Genomic DNA, 11,823 nt, shown 5'->3' with positions numbered 1-11,823 from the left:
GATCGCTTTCAGCGATGCCGGTATCGTTACGTTTTCGGTGTTGCGAGTCAGCCGTTCGCGCATGACGTCGGTCTTCGACATTTTGCGTTTGCGTGCCTCGGCCTCGATCTCGTCGACGAGGCTGTCCGGGAGGCGGAGCGTGACTGACTTCATACGCCGGTGTATTACACGCCTGTCAAGCGCGCAAGACAACCGCCGCGATCCGCCGCTTTACGGGCGGTCCTGAAAGGGGTTGAACCAGAATATGGCCAGTTCATCCGACACCATCTACGCGCTCTCGTCCGGGTCGGTGCCGGCGGCGATCGGCGTGGTCCGGATTTCCGGTCCGGCCGCGCGCAAGGCGCTCGAGGGGCTGGTTGGGCGCGTCCCCGAATCGCGGCGCGCGATGCTGGCGACGATTCGCGACCCGGCGTCCCGCGAGACCATCGACCAGGCGCTTGTGCTGTTCTTCGAAGGGCCGAACAGCGAGACCGGCGAGGATGTGGTCGAGCTGCAGCTGCACGGGGGCAGGGCGGTGATCGCCGCGACATTCGCGGCGCTGTCACGGATCCCGGGCCTGCGGCCGGCCGAGGCCGGCGAATTCACCCGGCGCGGCTTCGAGAACGGCAAGCTCGACCTGACCGCGGTCGAGGGCCTGGCCGACCTGATCTATGCCGATACGGAGGCGCAGCGCCGGCAGGCGGTCCGTCAGCTTCAGGGCCTGCTCGGCGACCGGGCCGAAAACTGGCGTCTGCGGCTGATCGAGGCCATGGCACTCGCGGAGGCGGGGATCGACTTCTCGGATGAGGCCGATGTTGCGGCCGATGTTGCAGCGCGGTCGCTTCATGCTGCGCGTTTGCTGCGGCAGGAGATTGCAGCATTGCTGGCAGAAGGCCGCCGCGGCGAGCGATTGCGCGAGGGCCTGGTGGTGGCGATCGCCGGTCCGCCCAATGCGGGGAAGTCGACCCTGCTGAACCGGATCGCCCGCCGGGACGTCGCGATCGTATCGCCGCACGCCGGGACCACCCGGGACGTGATCGAGGTCCATCTCGATCTGGAGGGCTATCCGGTCACGCTGCTGGACACGGCCGGGATCCGGGAGACCGACGATCCGGTCGAGCGGGAAGGCGTGGCCCGGGCGAGGGCGCGGGCGGCCGCCGCCGATCTGGTTTTATGGTTAACGGATGGTGAAGGTGCGAATCCGGATTCCGGTCAGGGTTCCGGCCCCGAGAGCTGGTTGATCCGGACGAAGATCGACCTGCGAGGCGACAGGGAGGGCGAAAAGCGTCCTCGGACAGTCCTTGGGACCGAAGATCAGCACTTCTACGAGCTTTCCGCGGTATCGGGTGAGGGGGTGGATCGGCTTCTGGCCGACCTTGCTGCTTTCGCCAAGTCGGCCTTTGAATCACGTGAACCCGCACTTGTGACGAGGGAGCGCCAACGCCACCTCCTGGAGAGCGCGGAATCAGCCCTGAAACGCGCGATTCGCGAGGGCGAGGCCGGCCGGGAGGATACGTTTGCGGAGGAATTACGCCTTGCGGCTCAGGCACTTGGCCGGCTGACCGGGCGGGTGGACGTCGAGGATATCCTGGACAAGATCTTTCGCGATTTCTGTATTGGTAAATAGCGCGTTTACCTTTTCTGATTCGAGTCCAGACTCTCCTCACAAGGTTTTGAGACTCCAGCGTTTCACGTGAAACGGAACTCGTGACTCCGCCATCGTTTTGACGGCGCGGGGGCGCTCGACTAGATAACCAGCGCCATGGACCATCGTTTCGATGTCATCGTGATCGGAGGCGGACACGCCGGCTGCGAAGCCGCGGCCGCGTCCGCGCGTCTCGGTGCATCAACGGCGCTCGTGACCCATCGGTTCGAGACGATTGGGGCGATGTCCTGCAATCCGGCCATCGGCGGACTGGGAAAAGGGCATCTGGTCCGCGAAATCGACGCTCTGGACGGCCTGATGGGTCGCGTCGCCGACCGAGGCGGCATCCAGTTTCGGGTTTTGAACCGTCGGAAGGGTCCTGCGGTCCGTGGACCGCGGGCGCAGGCCGACCGGAAGCTCTACGCCGCCGCCATGCAGGCCGCGATCCGGGAAACCGCCAATCTGACGGTTTTGGAAGGCGAAGCCGACGATCTTCTGGTTCAGGACGGCCGCGTGACTGGCATCCGGCTCTCGGACGGACGGATTCTCGGGGCAGGGGCGGTGGTCCTGACCACGGGGACGTTTCTCCGTGGGCTCATCCATATCGGAGAGCGCAAGATTCCGGCCGGACGGGTCGGGGAGGCGCCGTCCATGGGGCTCTCAGGTGCCCTCGAGCGCGCCGGCTTTGCGCTCGGCCGCCTGAAGACCGGCACTCCGCCGCGTCTGGATGGCCGCACCATCGACTGGGCGGCCCTGGAGATGCAGCCGGGCGACGAGCCGCCGGAGCCGTTCTCGACTTTGACCGCCCGGATCGAGAATCCGCAGATCCAGTGCGGGATCACCCGCACCACGGAGGCCACGCATGCGGTGATCCGGGCGAATGTGCATCGGTCCCCGATGTATTCCGGGCAGATTGACAGCCGCGGACCCCGTTATTGCCCCTCGATCGAGGACAAGATCGTCCGGTTCGGCGAACGGGACGGCCATCAGCTCTTCCTGGAGCCGGAAGGCCTCGACGATCACACGGTTTATCCGAACGGAATCTCCACCTCGCTGCCGGAAGAGGTCCAGCACGCCCTTGTGGCGACCATTCCGGGGCTGGAGCGGGCGCAATTCATCCGTCCGGGCTATGCGATCGAGTACGACCACGTCGATCCACGCGAACTGGGGCCGACCCTGGAGACCCGCCGTCTGCAGGGACTTTTCCTGGCCGGGCAGATCAACGGGACGACCGGATATGAGGAGGCCGCGGCGCAGGGATTGTTGGCCGGCCTGAATGCGGCGTCCCGCGCAAGTGGCGGATCCGGAATCACTTTCGACCGCGCCGAGGCCTATATCGGGGTGATGGTCGACGACCTTGTTTCACGTGGAATCACGGAGCCCTACCGCATGTTCACGTCGCGCGCGGAGTACCGGCTGGCGCTGCGGGCGGACAACGCGGACCAGCGCCTGACCGAGAAAGGCATTGCCATCGGCTGTGTCGGGCCCGAACGCCGCGAGGCGTATCGGTCGAAGGCCCAGTCGCTCGTCGAAGCGCGCGATTTCGCCCGGTCGGTGTCGGTTTCGCCGACGGAAGCCGAGCGGCACGGCCTCAATCTCAAGAAAGACGGCCACCGCCGGACCGCGTTCGAGCTTTTGTCCTATCCGGACGTGACCCTCGCGGATGTTTCACGGATTTGGCCGCGGCTCGGGGATTTGCCGGCCAAAGTGGCCGAGCAGCTTGAGATCGACGCGAAATACGACGTCTATCTCTCCCGGCAGGCCGCCGACATCGCCTCTTATCGGCGCGACGAGGCGCTCGTTCTGCCAGATGATCTGGATTATGCGGCGATCGTCGGTCTTTCGAACGAAGTCCGCCATCGGCTGACCAGCCACCGGCCCAGGACCATCGGCCATGCCGGGAAGATCGAAGGCGTGACCCCGGCCGCTCTCACCCTCCTGGTGGCGCATCTGCGCCGCGGTGGCGCGCCGCGGGCCGCGACCCGCTGATGGCCCGAGGTCGGCCATCGGCGGCACCCGGTGATCTCGAAGCACGGCTGGCCGCGGACCGCGAAAAGGTGCTCGCGGCCTGGTCGCACGCGCTGCCTGATTCACGTGAAATTGCCGGCCGCCTCGATCGCTACGTCGCGGCCCTCCTGAACTGGCAGGCGACCACGAACCTCGTCGCCCCCTCTACGCTTCCCGAGCTCTGGACCCGCCACATCGCCGACTCGCTGCAATTGCTGCCGCTGGCCCCCGGGGCAAAGCACTGGGTCGATCTTGGATCAGGCGGGGGATTTCCGGGGCTGGTCATCGCCTGCGCGCTGGCGGATACGCCCGGCGCTGTGGTCCACCTGGTCGAAAGCAATCTCAAGAAGGCGGCGTTCCTGCGCGAGGCTGCGCGTCTCGCCGGGGTGCCGGCCAGGGTCCATGCGGTCCGGATCGAAGACTTTGTGGATGGTTTTATCGAACCCGTGGAGATCGTGACCGCCCGGGCGCTCGCGCCCCTCGAAAACCTCATAGAAAGCGCCTATCCCTTGTTAAGGAGGGGCGCGGCAGCGCTGTTTCTGAAGGGACGAGATGTAGAGGTTGAATTGACCTCAGCATCTAAATGTTGGAGCATCGACGCGGAGTTGATCCCCAGCGCCACCGATTCTTCAGGGCGCATCGTTCGGGTTCGCTCGGTTGAACGCCTTCGTCCAACCCGGGAATGACTACGACTATATTCCTATCGTGAGGCCATGCCTATGACCGACGCACCCACAATCGCTCCGACCGATACGGCGGGCGAGCAGGACCTGTCCGGACACGGACCCAAAGCGATGCGCGTCCTCTCGGTCGCGAATCAGAAGGGCGGCGTTGGCAAGACCACGACCGCCATCAATCTCGGGACCGCCCTTGCCGCGATCGGCGAACGCGTCCTGATCATCGACCTCGATCCGCAGGGCAATGCGTCGACTGGGCTCGGCATCGACCGCAAGGCGCGCAGCCGTTCGACCTATGACGTGCTGACCGGCGAGGCGACGCTGCGCGACGCGATCCTCACCACGTCGGTGCCGCGTCTTCACATCGCCGCCTCCACGCTCGATCTCGCAGGTCTCGAGCTGGAAATTTCCAGCGCGCGTGACCGCGCCGTGCGACTTCGCAATGCGCTGAGCCGGCTTAACGAAAATCAGCCACAGGGCGAGGACTACACTTACGTGCTCGTTGATTGCCCGCCGTCGCTCAATCTTCTCACGGTGAATGCGATGGCCGCATCCGACGCCGTGCTTGTTCCTCTGCAATGCGAGTTCTTCGCACTCGAAGGTCTTTCGCAATTGTTGAAGACGGTCGATCAGGTGAAGGAGCTTCTGAATCCGCGGCTCTCGATTCACGGGATCGTGCTGACGATGTTCGACGCACGCAACAATCTCTCGAGCCAGGTTGTCGCCGACGTGCGCGAGTTCATGGGCTCGAAGGTTTACGACACCGTCATCCCGCGCAATGTGCGTATCTCCGAAGCGCCGTCCTACGGCAAGCCAGTGCTTGTCTATGATCTGAAATGTGCCGGCAGCGATGCCTATCTCAGGCTCGCGACTGAAGTCATTCAACGCGAGCGTGACCAGGGCGTCAGCTGATCCGTCGAAGCGCATCGGAATTGCAAGCGGAGGGACGGGTGACGCGAACGTCAGGAGCGGCCAAAATGGCAGAAGAAACGCGATCGCGACTGGGGCGCGGCCTTGCAGCGCTGATGGGTGATGTCGGCACGGAATTGCCGGTGCCGGAGCGCGCGCAGAAGATAACGCCGCGCAAGGTGCCGATCGAGCACCTGAAGCCCAATCCGCGCAACCCGCGTCGCATCTTCGCGGACACCGAACTCGACGAACTTTCGCAATCGATCCGCGAACGCGGAATCATTCAGCCGATCGTCGTTCGTGCTGCGCCCGATGGCGGAAAGACATTCGAGATCATCGCCGGCGAACGCCGCTGGCGCGCTTCGCAACGCGCCGGTCTGCACGAGGTGCCGATCGTAGTCCTCGAAGTGACTGATGCCGAAGCGCTTGAACTTGCGATCATCGAAAACATCCAGCGCGCGGATCTCAATCCGCTCGAAGAAGCGGCCGGCTATCAGGCGCTCGCTTCGCAATACAATCACAGCCAGGACGACATCGCGCATATCGTCGGCAAGAGCCGCAGCCATGTCGCGAATACGTTGCGGCTTCTGAAGTTGCCGGATTCGGTCAAGGCCTACATCAATCAGGGTAGGCTGACGGCGGGTCACGCCCGCGCGCTGATCAATCAGACCGACCCCGAAGGTGTTGCGCGCGACATCGTCGAGAAGGGCCTGAATGTCCGCGAAGCCGAGAAGCTTCGTCAGGACAATGCCAAGGCCGCCGGCAAGAAGGCCAAGAAGTCCAGCGCCAAGGCCCTGAAGGATGCCAACATCGCCGCGCTCGAGCGGCAATTGTCGGATGCGCTTGGTCTTGTGGTCGAAATCAACGATCGCGGCCGGGCCGGCGGGACGCTCGGCATTCGCTACCGGACGCTGGATCAACTCGACGAAGTCGTACGGCGCCTGCAGCGCAACTGATCCGGCGTTTTCCTGACCTGGCTGAACGCACGGCCAAACCGCCGTGCGTTTTCGTATGATTTCAACGACTTCGAAATCTACGGCTGAAAACAACACAATCTTAACACGAGTTCCATATCATCTGCGCGCTTGAATTGCCCCCTTCACTTGTGGCACCCCCATGTCCATCGCGCGGACATCTCTCATTGCGGACCTGGAAATTGCCATCCAGTCCGGGTCGAAGTCCGAGCGGATCGAGACGCTTCGCCGAATCACCGATCTGTTCCTGACAACCCAGGACCGGTTGAACGCCGAACAGATCGACGTGTTCGACGAGGTCATCGGGCACCTGGTCAGGCGCATGGAGACGCACGCGCTGGCCGAATTGAGCGAGCGCCTGTCGCCGATCGAGAATGCTCCAGTTGGCGTGGTCCAAAGACTTGCGCGCGACGACGAAATCGCCGTGGCGGGTCCGGTTCTGATCAATTCCGCCAGACTGTCGAATTCCGACCTGGTCGAGATCGCGAGCACCAAAGGGCAAGGCCATCTGCTTGCCATTTCAGGGCGGCGCGAACTCGCCGAAACCGTGACCGACGTTCTCATAGAACGCGGCGATCTTCAGGTTCACCGCAAGCTCGCTTCCAGCGCCGATGCGCGTTTCACGGAAGGCGGAATGTCGAACCTCGTGAAGAGCGCGGAAAATGACGACACTCTGACCGAGAAGCTCGGCCTCAGGATCGATCTGCCCCTTCATCTGCTGCGCCAATTGCTCGAGAAGGCCCGCGAGATCGTGCGCGAAAGGCTTTTACGACTCGCGCCTCAGGATCATCGGGACGAAATCCGGCAGGTGCTGCTCAGCATCGACGGCAAGATCCTTGACGACGTGCAGGCGGTGCCGAACTTCGATCTTGCACGGCGCATCGTTCACAAGATGCACGTCGACGGTGAGCTCGACGAAATCGCCTTGCTGCAGTTTGTGAAAGGTGCGCGCTATGCGGAGGCGATCATGGCGCTCGCCCAGTTGTGCGCGACGCCGCACGACATCATCGAGAAGATCGTACAAAGCGACCGCAGGGAAGCGATCATCATCCCATGCCGCGCCGCCTCGCTGAGCTGGACGGCTGTTCGCGCGATCCTGCAATACATATCGCGCCCGCCGATTTCTCCGGATGAACTCGAAAACCTCAAGGCTGACTATGCAAGGCTGTCGCCGATGACGGCGCAACGCGTCCTGCGATTCTGGTGCGTTCAGAAGGCGGCCGGTAAGGACGTCCTGGCCGGGAAATAAGCGCGCCACAAGGCGCGATCGCGTCAGGCCTTCTTTCGTGCCGCGGTGGCAAGCGTCAGCAAGGATCGCTGTGCGATCGCTTCGGCGAGATTTGGCTGCAGCCGCGTCTGCAGAAGCGCATCGCCAAGCGCCTGCATCGCATCGGCGAGTTTCGCGGCTGTCCAAACACGCAGCGCCGCATCGATCGCGGGCTTGCGACGGAAATGGATCGGCGGACGCGCGCTCTCCACCGCGCTTGTCGTAGACTGTCCGTCTTCCACCGCAATCCGCATCCGGTGCAGGCTTGAGAGATGTCGCAGTGCGGCGGATACGATTGCACCCGGCGCCGTGCCTTCGCCGCGCGCTTTGACAAAATGCGATTCCACATCGGCGGGTTTGCCAGCAAAGGCAGCGTCGATGACATTGTCGAGTGCGACGGCGGATGCGTCGGCGACCACTGCCATCACATCCTCCAGGGTGATGCGATCGCGCCCGTGTACATAGAGCGCGAGCTTCTGCACTTCGCCACGCGTCGCCCGACGATCGCCCCCCAGAAACGGAAGCAGCGCCGCGCGAGCATCGGGCGCAATCGCGAGCCCGGCTTTTCTCAATTCGTCATCGACAACGCGGGCGACGTCGCGTTCCTCGTCGGCGTAACAGGCGATCACCGCCACGTTCTTGGCTTTTTCGCACATCGTTCGAAGCGGCGAGGTCTTGCGAAGTTCGCCGGCCTCGATCACGACGCGGCAATCGGGCGAGGGCGCGTTGATCACAGCTTCCACCGCATTCGCAATGTTGCGACTGCCGGCCTTCACCCATAGCGCCCGCCGTCCGCCGAACATCGGAATCGTGTTGGCTTCCTCGACCAGCCGGAATGGATTGCCGGACAATTCCTCGCCGTCGATGCGGATCAGCGAAAACACGTCGTCCGGATTGTCGACCGAGACGCGGATCAAGGCTTCGGCGCGCTCGCGCACGAGACCTGCGTCGGGACCATAGATCAACACGATCGGACGCGCCGAGTCCGGACGGGCGATGAAGGAGTCCGCTTCGCTGGTCTTGAGAGCTACCATCACGACAGGGTTCGGACGGCGACTTTGTGCAGGCTATCCGCCGGCAACGAAATACGACGCCAGCCGGGACTTGATCTGCTCGGCGATAATGGTGGACGCGCGATTCTGTGCGTCGCGTTCGCCGCGCGCACGCGCGAAGCGCTGCTGCTGGCCCGGGATGTCATAGGACTGCCGGGCGAAGGCGCGGCCGGTCAGCACGACCTTGTTGGTGCCGATTTCGATCAGGCTGTAGGTCGCGTCGAGGCCATAGATTTCCATGTCGGCGCGCGCGGTGGTGACGTCCACGATGACGTTTTGTCGTTGGCCGACGAGATTGATCTTCAATTTGTAGTTCGGCGGCAACTGACCGGCGCCGCCGGTGAGGCCGAAGATGAGGGCATTGCGCACCTCGACCCCCATGCGGGCCTCGGGTGTGCCGTTGGGCGCTTCGATTTCCTCGACCTGGACGCTGGCAAGAGCGGTCCGGATCGGAGGAGCCGCGCCATAGGTGTCGGTTGAAACGTTGCCGTACAGTGGCTGGAAGCAGCCACCCGTCATCCCGGCGCAGGCAAAAGCCAGCCCGAGCGCCAGAAACCGGCCGATCCCCCCGGACCGAGAGCCCGTATGTCCCCTAGGCGACGACATTCACAATCCTCTGCGGGACAACAATGACCTTTTTGGGGGCCTTGCCATCCAGAGCCTTTTTTACCGCATCCAGCGTTAATACGGCAGCCTCAATATCCGACTTTCCAGCATCCCGTGGCACGGTTACATCAGCCCGCTTTTTGCCGTTGATCTGGACCGGGAGGGTAATGCTGTCCTCCACCAGGAGCGCGGGCTCGACCTCCGGCCAGCCCTCCATCGACACCAGGGTCTTGTGGCCGAGCGCCGCCCAGCATTCCTCCGCGAGGTGCGGCATCATCGGGGCGAACAGGTGAACCAGGATATCGGCGGCTTCCCGGATCGCCCAGGCGAAGTCCGGCGTCATGTCGGCCGGCGCGGCGACATTTCCGATGGCCGACGAAAGCGCGTTCGAGAACTCGTAGATATGCGCGACGCAGCGGTTGAAGCGCAGCTTCTCGACATCCTCCGAGACCTTCGCCAGCGCCCCGTGCGCGGCCTTGCGCACCGCCAGCGCCTGATCGCCGAATGTGGCCGGCCGGTCAGCCGGCGCTTTGGCTGCGATCTCGGCGGCCTCGCCGACGAGACGCCACAGCCGCTGCACAAAGCGCCAGGAGCCCTGCACACCTTCCTCGGTCCAGATCACGTCGCGCTCGGGCGGCGAATCGGAGAGCACGAACCAGCGCGCCGTATCGGCGCCATAGGCGCCGATGATGTCATCGGGATCGACCGTGTTCTTCTTCGACTTCGACATCTTCTCGATCGAGCCGATCTCGATCGGCTCGCCGGTCGTCTTCAGCGTCGCCTTGCGGGCATCGCCCTCGGCGACGATCGCGATCTCGGAGGGCATCACGTATTCGCCATCCGCCTTGCGGTAGGTTTCGTGCACGACCATGCCTTGCGTGAACAGGCCGGCGAACGGCTCCTCCACTCCGGCATGTCCTGTCTTCTTCATCGCGCGGGTGAAGAAGCGGCTGTAGAGCAGATGCAGGATCGCGTGTTCGATGCCGCCGATATATTGATCGACCGGCAGCCAGCGATCGACATTCGCACGGTCGGTCGGCGCAGTCGCAAGCCACGGATTGGTGAAGCGGGCGAAATACCAGGACGAGTCGACGAAGGTGTCCATGGTGTCGGTTTCGCGGCGCGCCGGCTTGCCGCATTGCGGACACGGCACGTTCTTCCAGGTCGGATGGCGATCGAGCGGATTGCCGGGGCGGTCGAAGGTCACATCGTCCGGCAGCTTCACCGGGAGATCCTTCTTCGGTACGGGCACGACGCCGCATGTCTCGCAATGAATGATCGGGATCGGGCAGCCCCAATAGCGCTGCCGTGAAATGCCCCAGTCACGCAGACGGAAATTCACCTGGCGCTGCGCGATGGCTTTGCCATTGCGCAATTGGCTCTCGAGCCGGCGAGCGACGGTCTCTTTCGCTTCGGCAATCGTCATGCCGTTGAGGAAGTGCGAGTTGATCATCGTGCCGTCACCGTCATAGGCGGTGTCGGTGATGACGAATGTTTTCGGATCCTGACCCGGCGGACAAACCACCGGCACGTTGCCGAGCCCGTATTTATTGACGAAATCGAGGTCGCGCTGATCGTGCGCCGGGCAGCCGAAGATTGCGCCGGTGCCGTAATCCATCAGGATGAAGTTCGCGACATAGACCGGCAATTGCCATGTTTGATCGAGCGGATGGATTGCCTTGATGCCGGTGTCGAAGCCCATCTTCTCGGCGGTATCGATCTCGACCTGCGAGGTGCCGCGCCGTTTGCACTCAGCGATGAACTCCGCGAGCTTCGGATTCTTCGCGGCCACTGCGGTCGCGAGCGGATGATCCGGTGCGATCGCCATGAATTTCGCCCCGAATAACGTGTCCGGCCGCGTGGTGAAGACGTCGAGCTCGCTCTCGCCTGCGGGCGTGGTCTTCGGATCGAGCGCAAAGCGGATGAACAGGCCCTCCGAACGGCCGATCCAGTTGCGCTGCATGATGCGCACCTTTTCCGGCCAGCGGTCGAGAGTGTCGATCGCCTCGAGCAGATCCTGCGCGTAGTCGCTGATCTTGAAGAACCACTGAGTCAGTTCGCGCTGTTCGACAAGCGCTCCGGACCGCCAGCCGCGACCATCGATCACTTGCTCGTTGGCGAGCACGGTCTGATCGACCGGATCCCAGTTCACTTTCGATTGCTTGCGCTCGACCAGTCCTGCCTGCAGGAAGTCGAGGAACATCGCTTGCTGATGCTTGTAATAATCGGGGTCGCAGGTTGCGATCTCGCGCGCCCAGTCGAGCGACAGTCCCATCGACTGGAGCTGCGCCTTCATCGCGGCGATGTTCTGATAGGTCCACGATTTGGGATGGACCTTGCGTTCCATCGCGGCGTTTTCCGCCGGCATGCCGAAGGCGTCCCAGCCCATCGGGTGCAGCACCGAGAAACCCTTGGCGCGCTTGTAGCGCGCGACCACGTCGCCCATCGTGTAGTTGCGCACGTGCCCCATATGGATGCGTCCCGACGGGTACGGGAACATCTCCAGCACGTAGTATTTCGGGCGGGGGTCTTCGTTTTTGGTCGCGAAGATGCCCTGCTCGTCCCAGATTTTCTGCCAGCGCGGCTCGGCATCGCGGGCGTTGTAGCGGTCGGATTTCATCGAAAGCTCAAGGGGTCAAATTGATGTCGGACGTGACACGAACGGCTTTTCCGGTCAACGGCGGCGGGCCTTTCGGGACTCCGGCGT

At 63.4% G+C, this 11,823-nt stretch carries 10 protein-coding genes; 6 read left to right on the top strand and 4 right to left on the bottom strand.

Annotated elements, in window-relative coordinates; genetic code table 11:
* Positions 1-153, bottom strand: a 153-nt coding sequence (locus VNZ93_RS24920) for a ribbon-helix-helix protein, CopG family (RefSeq protein ID WP_414710050.1), incomplete at its 3' end; no start/stop codon positions are given.
* A 91-nt stretch (positions 154-244) separates the two neighbouring features.
* Between VNZ93_RS24920 and mnmE the strand changes: the two genes are divergently transcribed.
* The 6 genes from mnmE (at position 245) to VNZ93_RS10885 (ending at position 7,440) form a co-directional block, all read left to right on the top strand.
* Positions 245-1,606: a tRNA uridine-5-carboxymethylaminomethyl(34) synthesis GTPase MnmE gene (mnmE, locus tag VNZ93_RS10910; protein WP_325704224.1), complete on the top strand. Its 1,362-nt coding sequence runs from the start codon at positions 245-247 to the stop codon at positions 1,604-1,606.
* Positions 1,607-1,741: 135 nt separating this feature from the next.
* Entirely contained in the window at positions 1,742-3,613 is a 1,872-nt protein-coding gene (gene mnmG / locus VNZ93_RS10905; RefSeq protein ID WP_325704221.1) for a tRNA uridine-5-carboxymethylaminomethyl(34) synthesis enzyme MnmG, read from the top strand.
* On the top strand, positions 3,613-4,317 hold the full coding sequence (gene rsmG / locus VNZ93_RS10900) for a 16S rRNA (guanine(527)-N(7))-methyltransferase RsmG (RefSeq protein WP_325704218.1): 705 nt from the start codon (positions 3,613-3,615) through the stop codon (positions 4,315-4,317). Before mnmG ends, rsmG begins: the two co-directional genes overlap by 1 nt.
* A gap of 27 nt (positions 4,318-4,344) precedes the next feature.
* Positions 4,345-5,220: a ParA family protein gene (locus tag VNZ93_RS10895; protein WP_414710049.1), complete on the top strand. Its 876-nt coding sequence runs from the start codon at positions 4,345-4,347 to the stop codon at positions 5,218-5,220.
* Between the two features lie 65 nt (positions 5,221-5,285).
* Complete coding sequence (locus VNZ93_RS10890) at positions 5,286-6,173, top strand: ParB/RepB/Spo0J family partition protein (RefSeq protein ID WP_325704214.1); 888 nt, start codon at positions 5,286-5,288, stop codon at positions 6,171-6,173.
* Between the two features lie 160 nt (positions 6,174-6,333).
* Entirely contained in the window at positions 6,334-7,440 is a 1,107-nt protein-coding gene (locus tag VNZ93_RS10885) for a DUF2336 domain-containing protein (protein ID WP_325704211.1), read from the top strand.
* 23 nt (positions 7,441-7,463) lie between these two features.
* Here VNZ93_RS10885 and holA read toward each other — a convergent pair whose 3' ends face one another.
* From holA to leuS, 3 genes are read right to left on the bottom strand one after another with little or no spacing between them, the layout of a single operon-like run.
* Positions 7,464-8,492 carry a DNA polymerase III subunit delta gene (gene holA / locus VNZ93_RS10880; RefSeq protein WP_325704233.1) on the bottom strand — a complete coding sequence of 343 codons (1,029 nt, stop codon included), beginning with the start codon at positions 8,490-8,492 and terminating at the stop codon, positions 7,464-7,466.
* Between the two features lie 33 nt (positions 8,493-8,525).
* Positions 8,526-9,116, bottom strand: coding sequence for an LPS assembly lipoprotein LptE (gene lptE, locus VNZ93_RS10875; RefSeq protein ID WP_325704208.1), 591 nt, complete (start codon positions 9,114-9,116; stop codon positions 8,526-8,528).
* On the bottom strand, positions 9,103-11,736 hold the full coding sequence (leuS, locus tag VNZ93_RS10870) for a leucine--tRNA ligase (protein ID WP_325704205.1): 2,634 nt from the start codon (positions 11,734-11,736) through the stop codon (positions 9,103-9,105). The genes lptE and leuS overlap by 14 nt, the downstream gene beginning before the upstream one ends.
* Positions 11,737-11,823: the final 87 nt, after the last annotated feature.

The organism is Pseudorhodoplanes sp. (genome assembly GCF_035565795.1).
Taxonomy (GTDB): domain Bacteria; phylum Pseudomonadota; class Alphaproteobacteria; order Rhizobiales; family Xanthobacteraceae; genus Pseudorhodoplanes.
The sequence above is the reverse complement of the archived record's forward strand: the minus strand, read 5'-3'. Positions and strand labels throughout refer to the sequence as shown.